Origin of the sequence: Actinospineispora spinosispora DSM 44797, from assembly GCF_000429025.1 — a bacterium.
Taxonomy (GTDB): Bacteria; Actinomycetota; Actinomycetes; order Mycobacteriales; family Pseudonocardiaceae; genus Pseudonocardia; species Pseudonocardia spinosispora.
The window spans coordinates 760,097-780,320 of sequence record NZ_KE386833.1; the positions used below are offsets into that span (position 1 = coordinate 760,097).

The window sequence follows — 20,224 nt, forward strand, 5'->3', positions numbered from 1 at the left end:
CCGGTTCGACACTCGATCAGGCGGGTATGTGCTGGTGTAACGGTTGACTACGGGAGGACAAGATCATGGGTAACGGGGCGTACCTACTCGTTCTGTTTCTGGGGGCTGTCCTGGTCGTGATCGACGGTCAGCTGATACTGCGCAGCAGCGCCGGATACTTGGCCGAGGTGTATGACAATCCCAAAGAGGCCAAGCAGGTCGCCGCTCTGGTGACCGTGCTGTTCCACCTGGTGATGCTGGGACTCGTCGCGTTGATCGCGTCGGTCGCCTTCTCCCCGGACGACGGCGTCCGGTCGGTGCTGGCCAGGGTCGGTGTTCTGCTGCTGGTCACCGCCATCGGCCACGCGTTGACCATTGTCGTGTTGTCCAGGATGCGCGAGCAGCAGCTGAGCACCCAGCTCGCCGAGGCACAGGTGGCGGAGGTGGAGCACGGGCACCCGCACCCCAACCCCGCGGCGGACAAGGACGGGGTGCTGCGGAAGAACTACCGGGCGGCGCACGAGTCCCAGGCGCCCGCCGACAAACCCGCGACCTGAGTCGCTGATTACTCGATCGGGTGCGAGACGGCGCACAGAGGTCGGTTGCGTTTCCGAGGGGTGCGCATGGGTAGGGCTGAGGCGTCCGCCGAACAGCAATGGAAACGGAGGCTCACTCATGGGTGCAATCGAAGAGGCAAAGGGTAAGGCCAAAGAAGCGGCCGGGAGCCTCACCGGTAGCGATGATCTTCGCAGGGAAGGTCAGGCGCAGCAGAACAAGGCCGATGAAGAGGAAAAGGCCGAGCGTGCGCGCCTGGAGGCGGAGAAGCACGAGCACAAGGCCGAAGGCCACGAAGGCGTGGAGCGCAAGCACCAGGGCACCTGAGCTACATCGGGACCCCCGGTGAATCCGGGGGAATCGGTAGTCATCGGTGTTCCGTCGACCACGGTCGGCGGGCACCGGTGACTATTTCTTTCGGATCGCTCGATCCGATTTCGTGGAATTCCTTTTTCGGTGCCGCCCGCGGTGTGCGGGCGGTCCAGAGGTGATCAGGAGCGCTCGTGGGTGCACGACATCCCGGTGAGGACACCGTCCGAACGATGCTGGCGGCCGGAGAGCTGGACCTGGTGCTCCCGGCGGGCGGTCACACAGCACACCGGTGGGCGGCTCTCGCCGACTGGGGCCGGGCGGACCTGGCCGTCGCCCGGCTCGCCGAAGGGCACGCCGACGCGGTGGCGATTCTGGCCGAGGCAAGCCTTCGTCCGGAGACCGGGGCACTGTACGGCGTGTGGGCCGCACGCTCGGGCACGCATCTCGCGACCTTCGAAGGCGGTTCCTGCGTGCTGCGCGGCTCCGCGCGCTTCTGCTCCGGAGCGGGACTCATCGATCGTGCGCTGGTCGTGGCACGGCCGATCGACCCCGCCGCCGCTCCCGCGCTGGTCGAGGTACGACTCGATCGCGGCGGCGTGCATCCGGACGCGGCATCCTGGCAGGCCGACGGGATGGCGCGGTCCGACACGCTGGACGTACGGTTCGCCGACGTCACCGTGGAGCGGACCGTGGGAGGGCCGGGCTGGTACACCGAGCGTCCGGGTTTCGCCCTGGGCGGAGGTGGCGTGGCCGCCGTCTGGTGGGGCGGTGCCGCGGGTGTGCTGCGTGGCGCGTTCCAGCACCTCCGCGACCGTGAGCCCGACCAACACCAGCTGGCGCACCTGGGGGAGCTGCACGCTTTGGTCGTTGCGGCACGTGCGCTGCTGCGGGACACCGCCGACGGTATCGACGCCGCGCCCGCCGGGGACCACGGCGTGGCGATCGCGACCACACGCAGCGCCGTGGAGCGGAGCTGCCGGGACGTCGTGGACCGGGTGCCGAGGATCCTGGGACCCGGTGTTTGGAGCGGCGACGGGCGGCTGTCCACGCAGCTGGCGGACCTGCAGATGTACGTCCGTCAGCACCACGGTGAACGGGACAACGCCGCGCTGGCCGAGAGGCTGCTACAGGAATGGGCATGACCGCCGTGCCCCCTGGGCGTTGGACCGAGGCTCTGGCCCGGCGAGCGCTGCCCGAGTTCGACCCGTCGCGGTATCCGCGTCTCGTGGTGCTCGCCGCGCATCCCGATGACGAGACGCTGGGCGCGGGCGGGGCCGTGCGCGTCGCTCACCGGGCCGGCGCGCGGATCACCGTCGTCGTGGCAACCGACGGTGAAGCCGCCTACCCGGGGCTCGGCTCGGCTGACCGGCGTGATCTCGCACGAACCCGGAGACGAGAGCTGCACGACGCGATGGCCACCGGGGGTCTGGGGGAAGTGAGCGTGCGGTGGCTCGGGCTACCGGATTCGGGTCTGGCGGACCGTGACGAGGAGCTGGTCGGCGAGCTCACCCCGCTGCTCGCCGATGCCGATGCCTACCTCGCACCGTGGACGGGTGATCCGCATCCCGACCACCGGGCAGTGGGTCACGCCGCTGCCGCCGCCGCGCCGGCCACCACCTACGGTTGGGGCTACCCGGTGTGGATGTGGCCGTGGATGCAGCCGGAGGATTCGGCGATCCACTGGGACCGTGCCTATCTGCTCCGGCTGAGCGACGCGGACCTGGCCGCCAAGCGGCGGGCCCGCGACTGCTTCGTCTCACAGATCGTGGACGCGCCCTCCGGTGCCGCCCCGGTACTGAGCGCGGACATGTTGGCGCACAGCGATCGTGCGGCCGAGCTGATGTTCCGTGAGCCCCGGACCACGAGCGCGCCGCTGGGCCGGTTCGCGTCGCTGTACGCGGAGCGGGGTGATCCCTGGCGAACGGACTCCTGGTACGAGCGGCGCAAACGGGCGGTCGTACTCGCCTGCCTGCCGCGTGAGCGGTATCGAAGGGCGGTGGAACCCGGCTGTGGCAACGGCGAGCTGACCGTCGAACTGGCCCCGAGGTGTGACCGGTTGACCGCCACCGAGCCGGTGCATCTGGCGGCTGAGCGTGCGCGGCGGACCACCTCGAACCTCACCGGGGTGCAGGTCACCGAGGAGGCGCTGCCCTCGGGTATCCCCGAGGAGGTCGATCTTGCGGTGTTCAGTGAGGTGCTCTACTACCTCGACGACACGACGGTGAACCGCACACTCGACGAGACGCTGCGGGCGCTCCTGCCCGGCGGTGACCTCGTGCTGGTGAGCTGGCGCGGCTGGCCCTCGGAGGCACCCCGTGACGAGGCCGCGACGGCCGCGCTCGTGACGGCGCGGCCGGAGCTCGAGCAGATCGTGGAGCACACCGACCGTGAGTTCGTGGTCCGCGTACTGAGGCGCCGATGATCGACACGATCGGCGTGGTGATCCCCGCGCACAACGAGGAGGACCGGATCGGCGCATGCCTGACCAGCGTCCGCCGGTCGCTGGTAGGTCTCCCGAGCCGGATCGACACCGTGGTCGCGGTGGTGCTGGACCGGTGCACCGACCGCACACCGGAGGTCGTGCGGGAACTCATCCGAGGGTGGCCGGGCGCCCGCACATATCCGATGTCCCACCGTGCCGAGGACCACGGCGTCGGATTCGTCAGGAACGCCGGCGTGCGGTCGCTGCTGTGCGGGCTGCCGGGCACCGACCCGAGGCGGGTCTGGCTGCTCAACACCGACGCCGACACCACGGTCCCGGCGGCCTGGGCACGAGATCACCTGCGCTACGCCGAGGCGGGAATGCACGGCGTGGCGGGGCTGGCGGACCTCGCCGACGATGCCGAGATCGACGCGGGCGCGCTCGCCAGATACCGCGGTCTCGTCTCGGACGGCATGCGCGGACGGACGCACACGCACGTCTATGCGGCCAACCTCGGCGTGCGTGCGGACGCCTATCTGGGCAGCGGCGGATTCCCGGTGAGCGGGCACGGTGAGGATCACCGGCTCTGGCGCGCGATGACCGATGCCGGTCTGCGGCTCTGCCAACCGATCGAGCCGTGCGTGGTGACCAGCGCCAGGAGCTCCGGTCGCGCGCCGGACGGCCTGGCCGATCTGTTGCGCTCGCTGGGGCAGGACAGCGTCCAGAGGCAGGACTCCGAGTTCGCCGTGTGAGCCGGGTCGGGATGCGGATTCACCGCACTCTGCACACACTGATGACCGACCGGCTCGCACCACGAGCACGCCCTCGGACAAGGACGTACCGCGCATGACCGACGTTGACGTCGACAGGATCACCGAGCTGGAGAACGCCCGTTTCGACGCGATGGTCGCGGGCGACTTCGACGCGTTCGCGGCGGTGTGTCATCCCGACCTGATGTACACCCACTCGACGGCCGTCACCGACACCCTGGAGTCCTATCTGCGGGCGTGCCGCGAGGGTTTCTACGTGTACCACCGGGTCGAGCACCCGATCACGCGGATCTCGATCGTGGGCGACACCGCTCTGGTGCTCGGCGAGATGCACGGCGAGCTCACCGTCGGTGGAGCCGCCAAGGAGCTGCACAACGTGACGTTGGCGGTCTGGGCGCGCCAGGACGCGGACTGGAAGCTGGTCGGATTCCAGCCGACGATCAAGCCCTGACGCCGCCCGGCCCTCAGTGGCTGTCGAGGTAGGTCCGCAGCGCTGACCTGATGTGTTCCTCGGCGGCCCGGCGGGCGGCGGTCTCGTCGCCCTCGACGATGGCGCGGCAGATGTCGCGGTGCTGTTCGATGACCGTCTTGGCCCACGCGTCGTCGGTCAGGTTGGACACGGTCGCCACCGCGATCCGGTCCCACACGCGGTGCAGCGCGTCCTCGAGGAACGGGTTGGCGGACGCCCGGCCGAAGGCTCGGTGGAGCTCCAGGTTCGCGCGCGCGGACCGCTTGGAACCCCCGTCGGCGATGGCGTGCTCGACGTCCACCGCCGCGCTCTCGATGCAGCGGATCTCCACGGGTGCGATCAGGCCGGCCCGCTGGCGGCGGGCCGCCTGCGCGGCTGCCTGCCCTTCGAGAACTGCTCTCAGCTCGTAGATGTTCTCGATCTCGTCGCTGCGCAGAGTCGCCACCGCGACGCCTCGTGCCGCGGGCACGACCAGCCCGTCGGCGAGTAACCGGCCGAGAGCTTCGCGCACCGGGGTGCGGCTGACCCCGAGTTCCTGCGCCAGCGCCGTTTCGGTCAGTCGCTCCGCCGGGGCGAGATCGCCGTCGGCAAAGCGCCTGCGCAGCGCGATGTACACCGCCTGAGCGCCACTGGACGCCGCTCCCGATTGCTCCACGACACTCAGCATACGGTGCATGCACAGCGCACGAACGTCCCCTTGACGCACTTTGCATGCAGTGCATACAGTCGTTCTCGTTCCATTCCGGAGGAGGTTCTGGTGAAGGGCGACACACAGCGCGAACGGCGGACGCCGGTGCACACCGCGACGTGGTGGCACCGGTGAGCGGAGGGTGGGCGCTCGTCGTGCTCGCCGTGGTCGGTCTGCTGGCCGGGGCGGTCAACGCCGTCGCGGGCGGCGGCTCGATGATCTCCTTCCCCGCTCTTCTGGCGATGGGGATCACCCCGGTCACGGCGAACGTCACGAACTCGGTCGCCGCACTGCCCGGCTACGCCGGAGGGTCGTTCGGGTACCGGTCCGAGCTCTCCGACCAGGGCCGGCGGATCGGCAGGCTCGCGGCGGTGAGTGTGCTCGGCGCGGTCGGTGGCGCGGTGACGTTGCTGACCGTGAGCCCGGAGGTCTTCCGGGCGATCGTGTCCTGGCTGGTGCTGGCCTCGGCGCTCATGCTCGCCGTCCAACCGCGGCTGGCGGGCTGGCTGTCTCGCCGGCGCGGCGAGGGCGGCGGCCGGTACGCGCTGCTGTCGACACAGTTCGCGGTGTCCTTCTACGGCGGATTCTTCGTCGCCGGACTCGGCATCATCATGCTCGCCACCCTCGGGCTGTTCCTCGACGACACGACCCAACGGCTCAATGCGCTCAAGGGCGTCCTGTCACTGATCGTCGGAGTCGTGTCCTCGATCGCGTTCATCGCACTGACCCCCGTGGCCTGGGGACCCGCCGCGCTACTGGCCGCGACCGGCCTTGTCGGTGGCCGTCTCGGGGTACTGGCCGCCCGGCGCATCTCGGCCGTCGCGCTGCGCCGGTCCGTCGCCGTGTGGGGAATCGCCGTCGCCGTCGCCCTGGAGGTGAGCAGGCATGTTCGCTGACCCCGACCTGCCGGTACGTGAAGACCTGACCATCACCGACGTCACGGTCGTGACGATGGACCCGGAGCTGGGAGACCTGACCGGGGCCACGGTGGTCGTGGAATCCGGGGTGATCACCGAGGTCACGTCGGAGCCGCGGCGGCGCTCCGGTGCGCGGGTGATCGACGGACGTCACCTCGTCGTCGTGCCCGGCTTCGTCGACACCCACTGGCACCTGTGGAACAGCCTGCTCCGGGGCACGGTGAGCGATGCGGCGGGCCGTGACTACTTCGCGGTCAAACGCGGGCTCGGCCCGTACCACGAGCTGGACGACTTCTACTGGGCGGCGCGGTTCGCGCTGGCCGAGGCCGTGAGCGCGGGCATCACGACCGTGCACAACTGGGACCACAACGTGCGGTCCGCCCAGGACGCCGACGTCAACGTGACCGCCCAGCTCGACGCCGGCATACGGGGCCGGTTCTCCTACGGCCCGAGGGACTCGACCGCCGAGGCCGAGGCGATGGACCTCGTGGACCTCCGCGCATTCGTCGAGCGCTGGCCGGCTGAACGTCTCGACGGGTTGCTCGCCTTCGGTGTCGCGCTGCGCGGCCCGCACCGCACACCCCGCGAGGTCTACCGGCGGGAATGGGCGACCGCGCGGGAGCTGAGGCTCCCGATCACCATGCACTGCGATCGGTGCCTGCGCGAGGAGGGTTGCCGGTCGTGTGGCCTCACCCGGTTGGCCGACGAGGGACTGTTGGGGCCGGATGTGCAGATCGTCCACGCGGTGCACGCCTCCACCGAGGACGTCGCGGCGCTCGCAAGCAGCCGTACGCATGTGTCGCTCAGCCCGATCACCGAGCTGCGCACCATGGGTTTCCCCCAGGTCACCGAACTGATCGAGGCGGGTGTGCTGGTGTCGCTGTCGACCGACACACTGGCGATGCCGACCGCACCGGACGTGCTCGGCGCACTGCGCACGGTCGAGGCCGTCGAAGCCGCCCGGCGCGGCTCGCCGGCGATCACGCCGCGTGCCCTGCTGCGGATGGCGACGATCGATGGAGCCCGTGACCTCGGCCTCGATCACGTCACCGGGTCGATCACCCCGGGCAAGCGCGCCGACCTGGTGCTGATCGACGCGCGGAACTCCGCCCTGCTGCCCAGCGGGGACCCGGTGGAGGCACTGATCCGTCAGGGCGGTCCCTCGGCGATCGACACCGTCATGGCGGACGGCCGAATCCTCGTTGAGGGCGGCCGGCTCACCCAGCCTTCGGCGCGCACGGCCGTCGCCAGTGCCGACGCGCGGCGGGACGCACTGGTCGGCCGGGCACGGGCGGCAGGTGACTGGCGATGACTGCATCCACATCGACGACGATCTGGACGGTACGACGATGACCACCAAAGCTGTGTCCACGAGCTCGGCATCCACGCGGACCGCGTCCCGCGCGGCTCTGGCGATGTTCGGTCTGCTGCTACTGGCCTACTCGGTGAACGCCATGGATCGCATGGTGTTCCCGGTCCTGCTGCCCGACGTGACGGCCGAGTACGGGTTCACCCTGGGGCAGTCCGGGCTCCAGGCGACGATGTTCGCCCTCGGCATGGGCATCACCGGGATACCCGCCGGGATCGCGCTGGCCAAGCTCGGTCGCAAGCCGCTCATCGTCACCGGCACCGTCGCGTTCTCGGTGGCCACGATCATGACCGTGGCCAGCGCGGGCTTCACCGACATGCTGGCCTGGCGGGTCCTGTCCGGCGTCGGCGAGGCACTGCAGCTGGCCGCGATCATGACCGTCGCCGCGGGTGCGTTCCCCCGTCACCGGGGGCTCGCCATCGGCGCGGTGAACATGGCCTTCGCCACCGGTTCGGTCATCGGGCCACTCACGGCGGCGGCGTTCCTCGGCCACTACGGCACGTGGCGGGCACCGATGATCGCCTTCGGAGTGCTCGGGCTGGTCGTGGTCCTCGCGGTGATCATCGCGGTTCCCCGGCGGTTCACCGAGGCGGCGACGTCCGCGCTGCCGGACACCCACCACCATGGTGGCGCACGGTCGGTGCTGAGCTGGAACCCGCTCCTGCTCGGCGTGATCACCGTGTTGTTCGGGCTCGTCGACTTCGCCTACATCGGGCTCTACGCGACGTATCTGCGTGATCAGCTGGGCTTCACGCCGGGGCAGGCGGGCCTTGCGGTGAGCCTGTCGGGGCTGGCGGCGTTCGCCTCTCCGCTCGGCGGTTGGCTGACCGACAGGCTCGACCCCCGAGTCTGTCTCGTACTGCTCGACCTGCTCACAGCGGTGGCCGCGGCCGCACTGTTCCTCGGCCCGTCGACCGTGGCGTGGCAGGCGGTGTGCTCGTTCCTCTTCGGGCTCTTCGCCAGCAGCGGCGTCTTCGTCGGGCTCGCCGGACTGCTCGTGAAGTCCGTCCACATCGACGCGGCCGGGCCGGCGTCAGGAATCTTCATCACCTGCATCTACGTGCCAGCCGGCATCTCCGGCTACGTGTTCAGCCGCATGGTCGAGGGCCTCGGCTGGGTCGGCGCCGGGATCGCGCAGCTCGTCGGGTTCTCGGTTCTGGGAGCACTGCTCGCTGTGTTCCTGCGGCCGTCCCGGTTCAGCACGACCACCCGCCCGCATCGATCGGAGACGTCATGACCCTGCTGTTCGCCCCACCGACCGTGTCCGTCCCGATCATGGGTACCGACGAGCGGTTCCCGGTTCGCCGCATCTACTGCGTCGGGCGCAACTACGTGGACCACATCCAGGAGATGAAGGAGGGCGACGAACGCGACGACCCGTTCTTCTTCCAGAAACCGACCGACGCCGTCGTCACCGGCGACGTCCCGTACCCGCCCGGCACCGAGGACCTGCAGTTCGAGGGCGAGCTGGTCGTCGCCATCGGCGCGCCCGGCGTCGACGTTCCGGTCGCTCGCGCGACCGAGCTGGTCCTCGGTTACGCCGCGGGTATCGATCTCACCCGGCGCGACCGGCAACGGCACTGCCGCGCGAGGCAGGTGTCCTGGGAGGCGGGCAAGTCGTTCGACGCATCCGCGCCCTGTGGACCGATCACGCTCCGAGCCGGGGCGGGCGACATCGATGGCGCGACCCTGACGCTGACGACCAACGGGCAGGTCCGCCAACGGACCAGCCTCACACTGATGATCTGGAACGTCGCGGAGATCATCGCCCATCTGTCGCGCGACTACCGGCTGATGCCGGGCGACCTGATCTACACCGGAACCCCGGCGGGGGTCGGTGCCGTCGGTCCCGGCGATCAGGTCCGGGTCGACATCGACGGTCTCGAACCGCTGTGCATCACCATCACCGAAGGGGACACGCATGCTGCCCAGTGAACGGATCGACTACGAACCCATCCACAACCGGGAACCGCTGCACCTGCCCGGCGGCGCGAAGGTCGCGGTCTGGCTGATCGTCAACGTCGAGGAATGGTCGGACACCGAGCCGATGCCGCGCACGGTCCTGACCCCGCCGGCCGGCGGAGTCCCGACACCCGATGTGCCCAACTGGGCCTGGCACGAGTACGGCAACCGGGTGGGCTTCTGGCGCATGCTGCGGGTCATCGACCGTCACCGCATCCCGGCTGCGCTCGCGGTCAACGGATCCGCGATCAGCGCGTACTCGGCGATCACGAAGGCGGCGGTCGAGCGCGAATGGGAGTTCATCGGCCACGGCTTCACACAGAAGAACATGCAGAAGGTGGCTGACGAACGACTCGACATCCAGCGGACGCGCGACGCGATCACCGAGGCCACCGGCCGCAGGCCGCGCGGCTGGCTCGGTCCGGGTCTCACCGAGACCATGGAGACCCCGGACCTGCTGGTCGAGGAGGGTTACGACTACGTGTGCGACTGGGTGCTGGATGACCAGCCGACCCGGCTGCGCACCCGGGGCGAGAAGATCGTCAACGTTCCGTACACCCAGGAGTGCAACGACGTGGCGATGATGCTCATCCAGCACCACACCGCCGACGAGTACCGCGGGCGGGCCGTCGACCAGTTCGACCAGCTGCTCGCGGACGCCCGCGCCGACGACTCGGCCCGCGTCATGGCGCTGGTCGTGCACCCGTACATCATGGGCGCCCCGCACCGCCTGAAGTACCTGGACCTGGCGCTGGAGCACATCCGCCGCCACGACGAGGCGGTCTTCTACACGGGCGAGCAGATCCTCGACTGGTACACCGACTCCCGACCCGCCTGACCACAACGCACCCGTGAGTGGCGAGTGGTCTCAGCGGACCACTCGCCACTCACGGGTGCTGACCTGGGCTTGCACCTGTGTCGTGCTCGGGGATGTCGGCGATCAGGACGAAGGTGAGCCGGTCAGGCGCCGACATAGGTCGCCAGGTGTTCGGCGGTGACGGTCGAGCGGGCCGCGACCAGGTCGGCGGGGGTGCCCTCGAAGACGATGCGGCCTCCGTCATGGCCGGCGCCGGGACCGAGGTCGATGATCCAGTCCGCGTGCGCCATCACCGCCTGGTGGTGCTCGATGACGATGACGGACTTGCCCGAGTCGACGAGCCGGTCCAGCAGCGCGAGCAGCTGCTCGACGTCGGCCAGGTGCAGGCCGGTGGTCGGTTCGTCCAGGAGGTAGACCCCGCCCGCCGCGCCCATGTGGGTGGCCAGCTTGAGCCGCTGCCGCTCCCCGCCGGACAGCGTCGTGAGCGGCTGCCCGATCGTGAGATAGCCGAGCCCGACGGAGGCGAGCCGCTCGAGGATCGTGTGCGCGGCCGGAGTACGCGAGTCTCCGGAGCCGAAGAACACCTCGGCCTCGGCGACCGACATCGCCAGCACTTCGCTGATGTCGCGGCCGCCCAGGTGGTAGTCGAGCACGGAGGCCTCGAACCGCTTGCCCTCGCACTCTTCGCACGTCGTGGCGACGCCCGCCATCATCGCCAGGTCCGTGTAGATGACACCCGCTCCGTTGCAGGTCGGGCACGCGCCCTCGGAGTTCGCGCTGAACAGGGCGGGTTTCACCCCGTTGGCCTTGGCGAACGCCTTGCGGATGGGGTCGAGCAGGCCGGTGTAGGTCGCCGGGTTGCTGCGGCGCGAACCCTTGATGGCACCCTGGTCGACCGACACCACTCCGTCCCGGCCGGCGAGCGAGCCGTGGATCAGGGTGCTCTTGCCGGAGCCGGCGACGCCGGTGACCACGCACAGGACACCGAGCGGCACGTCGACGTCGACGCCCTGGAGGTTGTGCCGTGTGGCGCCGCGAATCTCCAGCGCGCCGTCGGACGTCCGCACGGTGTCCTTGAGCGTCGCCCGGTCGTCGAGATGGCGTCCGGTGATGGTGTCGCTGGCCCGTAGTCCCTCGACGGTGCCCTCGAAACACACGGTGCCGCCCGCCGCACCGGCTCCCGGTCCCAGGTCCACGACATGATCGGCGATCCTGATCGTCTCCGGCTTGTGCTCCACGACGAGCACCGTGTTGCCCTTGTCGCGCAGCCGAAGCAGCAGGTTGTTCATGCGCTGGATGTCGTGCGGGTGCAGACCGATCGTGGGCTCGTCGAACACGTAGGTGACATCGGTCAGCGAGGACCCGAGGTGGCGGATCATCTTGGTGCGCTGTGCCTCGCCGCCGGACAGCGTGCCCGACGGTCGTTCCAACGACAGGTAGCCGAGCCCGATCTCCACGAACGAGTCGAGGGTGTCCCGCAGCGCACCGAGCAGTGGAGCGACGGACGGCTCGTCCAACCGCCGTACCCAGGCGGCCAGGTCGTTGATCTGCATCGCGCATGCGTCCGCGATGCTGATGCCGTCGATCTTCGACGACCGGGCCGCCTCGGACAGCCTGCTCCCGGCGCACTCGGGACAGGTGGTGAAGGTGACCGCACGCTCGACGAAGGCACGGACGTGCGGCTGCATACCCTCGACGTCCTTGGACAGGAACGACTTCTGGATCGAGGGGATCAGGCCCGCGTAGGTCAGGTTGATGCCCTCGACCTTGATCCTGGTCGCTTCCCGGTACAGCAGGTCGTTGAGCTCGCGCTTGGTGAACTTCGCGATCGGCTTGTCCGGGTCGAAGTAACCGCAGCCTCGGAAGATCCGGCCGTGCCAGCCCTCCATGCTGTAGCCGGGGATCGTGATCGCACCCTCGTTGATCGACTTCTCGTCGTCGTAGAGCTGGGTGAGATCGATGTCGTTGACCGCGCCCCGACCCTCACAGCGAGGGCACATCCCACCGGTGATGCTGAACTCGCGGCGCTCCTTCACCGTTCGGCCGCTGCGTTCCATCGTGACCGCGCCGGCCCCGCTGATCGACGCGACGTTGAAGGAGAACGCCTGGGGAGAGCCGATGTGCGGCGTGCCGAGCCTGCTGAACAGGATGCGCAGCATCGCGTTGGCGTCGGTGACCGTCCCGACGGTTGACCGGGGGTTTGCGCCCATTCGCTCCTGGTCGACGATGATCGCCGTGGTGAGGCCGTCGAGCACGTCGACGTCGGGTCGGCCGACGGTCGGCATGAAGCCCTGCAGGAACGCGCTGTAGGTCTCGTTGATCAACCGCTGTGACTCGGCCGCGATCGTGGCGAACACCAACGAGCTCTTGCCCGAGCCGGAGACCCCGGTGAACACGGTCAGCCGCCGCTTGGGCAGCTCGACGCTGATGTCGCACAGGTTGTTCTCGCGTGCTCCGTGCACGCGGATCAGGCCGTGACTGTCGGCGACGTGTGTCTCGGGGCTCCTGGTCGCGGTCGTGCTCATACTCAGCGCAGCTCCTGGATACGGATCAGATTGCCGGCGGGATCACGGACGGCGCAGTCCCGGATGCCGTACGGCTGGTCGGTCGGTTCCTGCACGATCTCGGCGTCGCGGGACTGTAGCCGCTCGAACGTGCCGTCCAGGTCCTTGGTGGCCAGGACGATGCCGGCGTAGGTGCCCTTGGCCATCATCTCGGAGATGGTGCGGCGCTCGTCGTCGGTGATCCCGGGGTTCGCCGCCGGCGGGTCGAGGACGATGTTCGTACCGGGCTGGTCGACGGGCCCGACGGTGATCCAGCGCATGCCGTTGTAGCCGACATCCTTGCGGACCTCGAAGCCGAGGATGTCGCGGTAGAAGGCCAGTGCGGCCTCCGGGTCGTCGTGCGGCAGGAAGCTTGCGTGAATGGTGATGTCCATGGCGATCACGCTAGGACCGGGCCGGTCGCGGGTGCTTCTCGATTCCTGACCGGTCTGGTGACCTGTGTGGCGACGCACGACGGAATCCCGTTCGTCGCCTCTCCCGCCTCGCGTCGGTAGACACTCGGCGGGACCCCGACCAGCTCGGTGAAGCGGGTGCTGAACGTGCCCAGTGACGAGCACCCGACCGCGAAGCAGACCTCGGTGACGCTGAGGTCGCCCCTGCGCAGTAGTGCCATCGCGCGCTCGATGCGCCGCGTCATCAGATAGGAGTACGGCGACTCGCCGTAGGCCGCGCGGAACGCACGACTGAGGTGCCCGGCCGACATGTGCACCCCACGAGCGAGCGCTTCGACGTCCAGGGGTTTCGCGTACTCGCGGTCCATCCGGTCGCGGACCCGGCGCAGCCGGGCGAGAGCGCGGAGGTGCTCGGTCTCGTCGGGTCTGGCGGTCACCTCCGAGATCGTGCCACGCCGAAGCCCTGGTTAAGAAGGGCCCAGGCGGCGCCTCAGACGTCGTGCACCCGGGCGTGACGTTCCACGGTGTCCACCGCCAGGTCCCTGATTGCGTGCAGCTCCGTGTCCGACGCGCCGGCTCTACTCATCACCGCCAGCGACTGGTTCACGGCGACGACGAACGAGGTGAGGTCGTCGAGCGCTCGACCGGTGAGAGGTCGACCCCGGTCGAGTGCCTCCCGGATCCGGCCGCGCTGGTCGTCGATCAACGCTCGGACGTGTTCGGCGCTGTCCCGGCTGAGGACGTCCAGCGCGGCCGCGGACTGCGTGATGAGGCAGCCCGTCGGCACGCCCGGGTCGAGGATGCGTCGAATCGTGACGTCGAGGAACGCCTCGACCGCCCGTGACGGATCCTCGGGATGAGAGGCGAGCGCGGCTTCCTGGAGTGCGCCGTACCGGTCGCTGTAGGACCGCAGTGCACGCCGGAACAGCGGGTCCTTGCCGCCGAAGGTGCCGTATATCGAGCTACGGCCCAGGCCGGTCGCCTCACACAGATCGTCGAGCGAGGAGTCGGCGTAGCCGCGCCGCCAGAACACCAGCGCGGCGCGGGTGACCGCCAGGTCGACGTTGAACTGCTTGCGCCCCGCCATCTCGGCTCCTTATCGACTTCGATCATCTTGGAATGATTGGTACCACATCATCTTGTATCGAATAGTCCAAGATGTCAGCCTCCAGCTCATGTCACAGACATCGCACCCTGGCCCGATCGAGTCACTGGGACCGCCGTCGGAGCCGGGACTGTCATCCGAGTTCCGCGCCGCGTTCGAGAGCGTGCTGGTCACGACGCCACGGATTCGCCTGCATGCTGTCGTCGGCGGCCATGGTCCGGCTCTGCTGCTGATCAACGGCTGGCCCCAGACGTGGTACGCATGGCGGCACGTCATGCTCGCTCTCGCGGCACACTTCACCGTGGTGGCGGCCGAACCGAGGGGAATGGGGCGATCGGACAAGCCTCGGGACGGCTACGACACCGGATCGATGGCCGAGGACCTCGTCACCGCGATGCGGGCGCTGGGGTACGAGGAGTTCGCGGTGCTCGGGCACGACGTCGGCATGTGGATCGGGTATGCGCTCGCCTCGGACCACTCGGAACGCGTGACGCGACTGGCGGTGGCTGAGGCCACGATTCCCGGTGTGTCGGCCGAGCCGCCCTTCTTCGGTCCCTCTCGGGCGAACGAACGACTGTTCCACTTCGCGTTCAACCGCCTCGACGGGATCAACGAGGAGCTCGTCCAGGGGCGGGAGTCGCTGTACTTCGGGCATCAGTTCGCCACGAAGGCGGCGGTCGAGCTGGAACCGCACGCCGTGGCGGTCTACGTCGCGGCGCTCGCGTCGAGCCGGGCGGCGCTGAGCGGGAGCTTCGGGCCCTATCGGGCGATCGACGAGACCGTCCGGCAGAACCAGGAGCGACGTCGGCGCGCGCTGTCTCACCCGGTTCTTGCCGTCGCGGGTTCGGAGTCGCTGGGGGAGCTCGTCGGCCTGACCATGTCCGCCGCGGCGCGGGGCGTCGAGAGCTCGGTGCTCGCCGGCTGCGGGCACTATCCGGCCGAGGAGTGTCCGGCGGCTTTCCTCGATGCCGTGCTGCCGTTCCTGAGAGGGGTGGCGTGAGGAGCGGTCTCCTCGACGCGAGTCTTGACAAGGCGGACCTAGTCCGGCGACCATTATCGCCTGACGGAATCATTATTCCGTAATGTGGAAGATGAAGATTGGGGATGCTGACGTGACCGCGCTGTCCTGGACCGTGAACTGCTCGATCCTGCTGACCGACATTCCGTTGCTGGAGCGGCCGCGGGCCGCGCGGGACGCGGGTTTCGACGCCGTCGAGTTCTGGTGGCCGTTCGCCGAGGCGGTTCCCGGTGACCGTGAGGTGGATGGTTTCGTCCGTGCGGTGCGCGACGCGGGAGTGACGCTGACCGGGCTCAACTTCGCCGCCGGTGACATGCCGTCGGGGGATCGGGGACTGTTGTCCGATCCTGCCCGTTCGGCCGAGTTCGTCGACAACATCGACGTGACCGTCGGGATCGGTGCTCAGCTCGGCACCAGGGGGTTCAACGCGCTGTACGGAAACCGAGTCGAGGGGACCGACCCGGTTGCTCAGGACGAGATCGCCTCGGCGAACCTGGCCAGGGCGGGCCGCGCCGCTGCCGAGATCGGGGCGGTGGTGCTGGTCGAGCCGGTCAGCGGCGCCCCGGCCTATCCGTTGCTGACCGCGTCGGACGCGGTCGCGGTGCTGGACCGGGTGCGTGACGAGCACGGCGTCGACTCGCTCAGACTGCTCGCGGACCTGTATCACCTGGCGGTGAACGGCGACGACGTCGACGGCGTGATCGACCGGTTCGCCGACCGGGTCGGCCACGTCCAGATCGCGGACGCTCCCGGTCGCGGCGCCCCCGGCACGGGGGAGCTGCCGCTCACAGCGCAACTCGAACGACTCGCCCGCGCCGGCTACACCGGCCGGATCGGGCTGGAGTACAAGGCGGCCGAGGCCGACCCGTTCGCGTGGCTCCCGCTTGACCAGCGCGCCGCGACCACCGTCTGACCTGCCCGGAAGGAAGCTCTCATGACCACCATCGCGTTCGTCGGACTCGGCATCATGGGCAGCCCGATGGCCTGCCACCTGGCTCGTGGCGGCCACGACGTCGTCGGGTTCAACCGCACACCCGGCAAGGCGGCGGCTCTGATCGACGCGGGCGGGCGGGAAGCCGAATCGCTCGCGGGCGCGGTCAAGGGCGCCGACGTCGTCGCGCTGATGCTGCCAGACTCGCCCGACGTGCGCGCGGTGCTCACCGATTCGGACGGCGTGTTCGCGCAGCTCAACCCGGGTGCCCTGATCATCGACTTCTCCTCGATCCGGCCGGACGTGGCGCGCGAGCTCGCCTCGGAGGCCGCCGAACGCGGGCTGCGGATGATCGACGCCCCGGTGTCCGGGGGTGAGGCCGGCGCGGTGAACGCCGCTCTGTCGATCATGGTCGGGGGCGCCGAGGAGGACGTCACCGCCGCCCGGCCGCTGCTCGACCTGGTCGGCAAGACCGTCGTGCACGTCGGTCCCGCCGGTGCCGGGCAGACCGTGAAGGCCGCGAACCAGCTGATCGTGGCCGGCAACATCGCGTTGCTGGCCGAGGCGCTGGTGTTCCTGGAGGCCCACCACGCCGACCTCCCGGCCGCGGTCGAGGTGCTCGGCGGCGGGCTCGCCGGGTCCGCGGTACTGAACCAGAAGGCGCCGAAGATGCTGGCCGGGGAGTTCGCGCCCGGATTCCGGATCGACCTGCACCACAAGGACATGGGCATCGTGACCTCGGCCGCGCGGGAGGCAGGAGTGACGACGCCGATGGGGGCGCTGGTCGCCCAGCTCGTGGCCGCCACCCGTGCCGCCGGAGACGGCGGGCTGGACCACTCGGCCCTCTACCGCACGATCGCCAGGCTGTCCGGCCGCGCGACCGACACCGAGAGTTAGAGGGAGATCGACATGCCCAGGATGCGGGCCGCCGACGCGGCAGTGAAGATCCTCGAGCTGGAGGGGGCGACCCAGGCGTTCGGCGTCCCCGGAGCCGCGATCAACCCGTTCTACTCCGCGATGCGGGCGCACGGCGGGATCAGGCACGTCCTCGCCCGGCACGTCGAGGGCGCCGCGCACATGGCGGAGGGCTACACCCGCACCACGGCCGGCAACATCGGCGTGTGCGTCGGGACGTCCGGTCCGGCCGGCACCGACATGATCACCGGGCTTTACTCGGCGGCGGCGGACTCCATCCCGATCCTGGCCATCACCGGGCAGGCGCCCGTTGCACGGTTGCACAAGGAGGACTTCCAGGCGGTCGACATCGCCTCCATCGCCAAGCCCGTCACGAAGATGGCGATGACGGTGCTGGAGGCCGCGCAGGTGCCCGGCGCCTTCGCGCAGGCGTTCCACCTGATGCGCTCCGGGCGGCCCGGACCGGTGCTGCTCGACCTGCCGATCGACGTGCAGCTCACCGAGATCGACTTCGATCCGGACACCTACCAGCCGCTGCCGGTGCACCGTCCCACCGCGAGTGCCGCGCAGGCCGCGAAGGCGATCGACATGCTGTGCGCGGCCGAGCGGCCGTTGATCGTCGCGGGTGGCGGGATCATCAACGCCGACGCCTCCGACAGGCTGGTCGAGCTGGCCGAGCTACTGGACGTCCCGGTCGTGCCCACCCTGATGGGCTGGGGCACCATCCCGGACGACCACCGCCTCGCGGCGGGCATGGTCGGGCTGCAGACCTCGCACCGCTACGGCAACGCCACCTTCCTGGAGTCCGACTTCGTGCTCGGGATCGGCAACCGGTGGGCCAACCGGCACACCGGTGGCCTGGACACCTATCGCCGGGGCCGGACGTTCGTGCATGTCGACATCGAACCCACCCAGATCGGCAGGGTGTTCCCGCCCGAGTACGGCATCGTCTCCGACGCGGGCGCCGCGCTCGACGTGTTCATCTCCGAGGCCCGGCGACGCAGGGAAGCAGGCACCCTCCCGGACCGCACCGCCTGGGTGGCGTCGTGCGTCGCGCGCAAGTCCACGCTGCACCGCCGCACCCACTTCACCGAGATCCCGATCAAGCCGCAACGGGTGTACGAGGAGATGAACCGGGTGTTCGGCCCGGACACCCGATACGTCACGACGATCGGGCTGTCCCAGATCGCGGCCGGCCAGTTCCTGCACGTCTACCGGCCTCGGCACTGGATCAACTGCGGCCAGGCCGGGCCGCTGGGCTGGACGATACCGGCGGCTCTCGGCGCGGTCACCGCCGCGCCGGACGCGCCGGTGGTCGCCCTGTCCGGCGACTACGACTTCCAGTTCATGCTCGAAGAGCTGGCGGTCGGTGCTCAGTTCAACCTGCCGTACGTGCACGTCGTGGTGAACAACTCCTACCTGGGCCTGATCCGCCAGGCGCAGCGGAACTTCGACATGGACTACTGCGTCCAGCTCGGGTTCGACAACATCAACACCCACGACGTCGTCGGCGACGACGGGCTCGAGCCCGCGCCCAAGGGATACGGAGTGGACCACGTGGTCGTCGCCGAGGGACTGGGCTGCGTCGGTCTCCGGGTCACCGACCCGGAGAAGATCGCGGCGACACTGCGCGAGGCACGCACCCTGGCCGCGGAACACAAGGTCCCGGTCGTGGTCGAGGTCGTGCTGGAACGGGTCACGAACATCGCCATGGGCGGTGCGGAGATCGACAACGTCGTGGAGTTCGAGGAGCTGGCCACTACGCGGGAGCACGCCCCGACCGCCGTGTGCCTGCTCGACTGATGCGGCCGGTCACGGTCGTACTGGCCCCGGACAAGTTCAAGGGCTCGTTGGACGCACCCGGTGTCGCCGACGCGCTGGCCGAGGGCATCGCCGATCTGGCTCCCGGCTGGCAGGTGCGGCGAGCCCCGGTCGCGGACGGTGGTGAAGGCACCGTGGACGCCGTGCTCGCCGCGGGCTGGAAGCCGGTACGCGTCCATGCCGGGGGCCCGGTCGGTGATCCGCTGACCGCGACCTACGCCCGCCGCGGTCCGGTGGCGGTGGTGGAGCTGGCCGCGGTCGCCGGGCTCGCGGTGCTACCCGGTGGGGTCCGCCGACCCCTGGATGCGGGGACGACCGGTCTCGGCACCGTGGTCGCTCATGCGCTCGACGCGGGCGCCGAGGAGATCGTCATCGGCCTCGGCGGCAGCGCGTCCACGGACGGCGGCGCCGGCCTGCTGACCGGCCTCGGCGCGCGGGTCCTCGACGCGTCCGGCCACGACCTGCCACCCGGTGGCGCGGCGTTGACCCGATGTGAGCGGCTGGACCTGACCGGGCTGCATCCGCGCGCCCGGCGGGTCCGGTTCGTCTTCGCCTGCGATGTGGACAACCCGCTGCTCGGGCCACACGGTGCCGCCGCCGTCTACGGCCCGCAGAAGGGGGCCGACCCGGACCAGGTGAGGCTGCTCGAGACCGCGATGGGGCGGTGGGCACACGTCCTGCGCGAGTCGACGGGGCGCGACGTGGCCGGCGTTCCCGGTGCGGGTGCGGCCGGTGGAACGATGTGCGCGGCGGCCGCTGTCCTGGACACGACTCGGCGCAGCGGAGTGTCCACGGTGCTGGCGCTCACCGCGTTCCACCAGGTGGTGGCCGGAGCGGACCTGGTGGTCACCGGGGAGGGCAACCTCGATCACCAGTCGCTGCGCGGCAAGGCCCCGGTGGGCGTCGCCGAGGCCGCCCGCGCCGCCGGAGCAGTGGTGTTCGCGGTCGCGGGCCACACGACGCTGGACGAGAGCGAGTTGCGTGCTGCCGGCTTCGCCGAGACGTTCACCCTCACCAGCTTGGCCAAGGACCATGCGACGGCGATGACCGAGGCCCCTGCCCTGCTACGACAGGTGGGACGCACCATAGCGGCGTCACCACCGCCCGGCCGCGCGCAGTAGCGCCCTGGCTGACTTCGCGCATCCGACGAGCGCTTCGTATACCGCGCAACCTTTGCGAGGCGCACCTCAGGTATGCGAAGTCAGTCCATGGCCGCCG

At 69.7% G+C, this 20,224-nt stretch carries 21 protein-coding genes; 16 read left to right on the top strand and 5 right to left on the bottom strand.

Going from position 1 to position 20,224, the window contains the following annotated elements:
• Positions 1 to 65 precede the first annotated feature (65 nt).
• The 6 genes from G406_RS50265 to G406_RS0127225 all read left to right on the top strand — a co-directional run bounded on the left by G406_RS50265 (position 66) and on the right by G406_RS0127225 (position 4,489).
• Positions 66 to 536, top strand: coding sequence for a hypothetical protein (locus G406_RS50265; RefSeq protein WP_051342741.1), 471 nt, complete (start codon positions 66 to 68; stop codon positions 534 to 536).
• 118 nt (positions 537 to 654) lie between these two features.
• Complete coding sequence (locus tag G406_RS56155; RefSeq protein ID WP_084216406.1) at positions 655 to 861, top strand: CsbD family protein; 207 nt, start codon at positions 655 to 657, stop codon at positions 859 to 861.
• A 176-nt stretch (positions 862 to 1,037) separates the two neighbouring features.
• The gene (locus G406_RS0127210) at positions 1,038 to 1,988 is read left to right on the top strand and encodes an acyl-CoA dehydrogenase family protein (protein WP_028936204.1); all 951 of its coding nucleotides are present in this window, start codon (positions 1,038 to 1,040) and stop codon (positions 1,986 to 1,988) included.
• Positions 1,985 to 3,268 (top strand): bifunctional PIG-L family deacetylase/class I SAM-dependent methyltransferase, encoded by a 1,284-nt coding sequence (locus tag G406_RS0127215; protein WP_028936205.1) that lies wholly within the window; start codon positions 1,985 to 1,987, stop codon positions 3,266 to 3,268. Before G406_RS0127210 ends, G406_RS0127215 begins: the two co-directional genes overlap by 4 nt.
• Positions 3,265 to 4,020, top strand: coding sequence for a glycosyltransferase family 2 protein (locus G406_RS50270; RefSeq protein ID WP_037078503.1), 756 nt, complete (start codon positions 3,265 to 3,267; stop codon positions 4,018 to 4,020). Before G406_RS0127215 ends, G406_RS50270 begins: the two co-directional genes overlap by 4 nt.
• 94 nt (positions 4,021 to 4,114) lie before the next feature.
• Positions 4,115 to 4,489, top strand: coding sequence for a nuclear transport factor 2 family protein (locus G406_RS0127225; protein ID WP_028936206.1), 375 nt, complete (start codon positions 4,115 to 4,117; stop codon positions 4,487 to 4,489).
• Between the two features lie 13 nt (positions 4,490 to 4,502).
• Here the strand turns inward: G406_RS0127225 and G406_RS0127230 are convergent, their stop codons facing one another.
• Complete coding sequence (locus tag G406_RS0127230) at positions 4,503 to 5,162, bottom strand: GntR family transcriptional regulator (RefSeq protein WP_169736794.1); 660 nt, start codon at positions 5,160 to 5,162, stop codon at positions 4,503 to 4,505.
• 164 nt (positions 5,163 to 5,326) lie between these two features.
• Between G406_RS0127230 and G406_RS50275 the strand changes: the two genes are divergently transcribed.
• Genes G406_RS50275 through G406_RS0127255 form a run of 5 tightly spaced genes read left to right on the top strand, consistent with a single transcriptional unit; the run spans position 5,327 to position 10,281 of the window.
• Complete coding sequence (locus tag G406_RS50275) at positions 5,327 to 6,091, top strand: sulfite exporter TauE/SafE family protein (protein ID WP_037079041.1); 765 nt, start codon at positions 5,327 to 5,329, stop codon at positions 6,089 to 6,091.
• Entirely contained in the window at positions 6,081 to 7,424 is a 1,344-nt protein-coding gene (locus G406_RS50280) for an amidohydrolase family protein (protein ID WP_051342744.1), read from the top strand. Before G406_RS50275 ends, G406_RS50280 begins: the two co-directional genes overlap by 11 nt.
• A complete protein-coding gene (locus tag G406_RS50285) occupies positions 7,411 to 8,718 on the top strand; it encodes an MFS transporter (protein ID WP_156935192.1) in 1,308 nt (435 codons plus the stop codon). Before G406_RS50280 ends, G406_RS50285 begins: the two co-directional genes overlap by 14 nt.
• Positions 8,715 to 9,416, top strand: a complete 702-nt coding sequence (locus G406_RS0127250) for a fumarylacetoacetate hydrolase family protein (RefSeq protein WP_028936208.1) — start codon at positions 8,715 to 8,717, stop codon at positions 9,414 to 9,416. Before G406_RS50285 ends, G406_RS0127250 begins: the two co-directional genes overlap by 4 nt.
• A complete protein-coding gene (locus G406_RS0127255) occupies positions 9,403 to 10,281 on the top strand; it encodes a polysaccharide deacetylase family protein (RefSeq protein WP_028936209.1) in 879 nt (292 codons plus the stop codon). Before G406_RS0127250 ends, G406_RS0127255 begins: the two co-directional genes overlap by 14 nt.
• Positions 10,282 to 10,403: 122 nt before the next feature.
• On the opposite strand, the gene G406_RS0127260 is transcribed toward G406_RS0127255, so the two are convergent.
• From G406_RS0127260 to G406_RS0127275, 4 genes are read right to left on the bottom strand one after another with little or no spacing between them, the layout of a single operon-like run.
• Positions 10,404 to 12,785, bottom strand: coding sequence for an ATP-binding cassette domain-containing protein (locus G406_RS0127260; protein WP_028936210.1), 2,382 nt, complete (start codon positions 12,783 to 12,785; stop codon positions 10,404 to 10,406).
• Positions 12,786 to 12,787: 2 nt separating this feature from the next.
• Complete coding sequence (locus G406_RS0127265; protein WP_028936211.1) at positions 12,788 to 13,198, bottom strand: VOC family protein; 411 nt, start codon at positions 13,196 to 13,198, stop codon at positions 12,788 to 12,790.
• Positions 13,199 to 13,203: 5 nt separating this feature from the next.
• Positions 13,204 to 13,653 carry a helix-turn-helix transcriptional regulator gene (locus tag G406_RS0127270; RefSeq protein WP_028936212.1) on the bottom strand — a complete coding sequence of 150 codons (450 nt, stop codon included), beginning with the start codon at positions 13,651 to 13,653 and terminating at the stop codon, positions 13,204 to 13,206.
• A 53-nt stretch (positions 13,654 to 13,706) separates the two neighbouring features.
• Entirely contained in the window at positions 13,707 to 14,303 is a 597-nt protein-coding gene (locus G406_RS0127275; protein WP_028936213.1) for a TetR/AcrR family transcriptional regulator, read from the bottom strand.
• Between the two features lie 88 nt (positions 14,304 to 14,391).
• Between G406_RS0127275 and G406_RS0127280 the strand changes: the two genes are divergently transcribed.
• The 5 genes from G406_RS0127280 to G406_RS0127300 all read left to right on the top strand — a co-directional run bounded on the left by G406_RS0127280 (position 14,392) and on the right by G406_RS0127300 (position 20,127).
• Positions 14,392 to 15,321 (top strand): alpha/beta fold hydrolase, encoded by a 930-nt coding sequence (locus G406_RS0127280; RefSeq protein ID WP_051342746.1) that lies wholly within the window; start codon positions 14,392 to 14,394, stop codon positions 15,319 to 15,321.
• A 91-nt stretch (positions 15,322 to 15,412) separates the two neighbouring features.
• Complete coding sequence (locus tag G406_RS0127285) at positions 15,413 to 16,252, top strand: hydroxypyruvate isomerase family protein (RefSeq protein ID WP_037079054.1); 840 nt, start codon at positions 15,413 to 15,415, stop codon at positions 16,250 to 16,252.
• Positions 16,253 to 16,273: 21 nt separating this feature from the next.
• Positions 16,274 to 17,167 (top strand): NAD(P)-dependent oxidoreductase, encoded by an 894-nt coding sequence (locus tag G406_RS0127290; RefSeq protein WP_028936216.1) that lies wholly within the window; start codon positions 16,274 to 16,276, stop codon positions 17,165 to 17,167.
• Positions 17,168 to 17,179: 12 nt separating this feature from the next.
• A complete protein-coding gene (gcl, locus tag G406_RS0127295; protein ID WP_028936217.1) occupies positions 17,180 to 18,988 on the top strand; it encodes a glyoxylate carboligase in 1,809 nt (602 codons plus the stop codon).
• Positions 18,988 to 20,127 (top strand): glycerate kinase, encoded by a 1,140-nt coding sequence (locus G406_RS0127300; protein ID WP_028936218.1) that lies wholly within the window; start codon positions 18,988 to 18,990, stop codon positions 20,125 to 20,127. Before gcl ends, G406_RS0127300 begins: the two co-directional genes overlap by 1 nt.
• Positions 20,128 to 20,224: the final 97 nt, after the last annotated feature.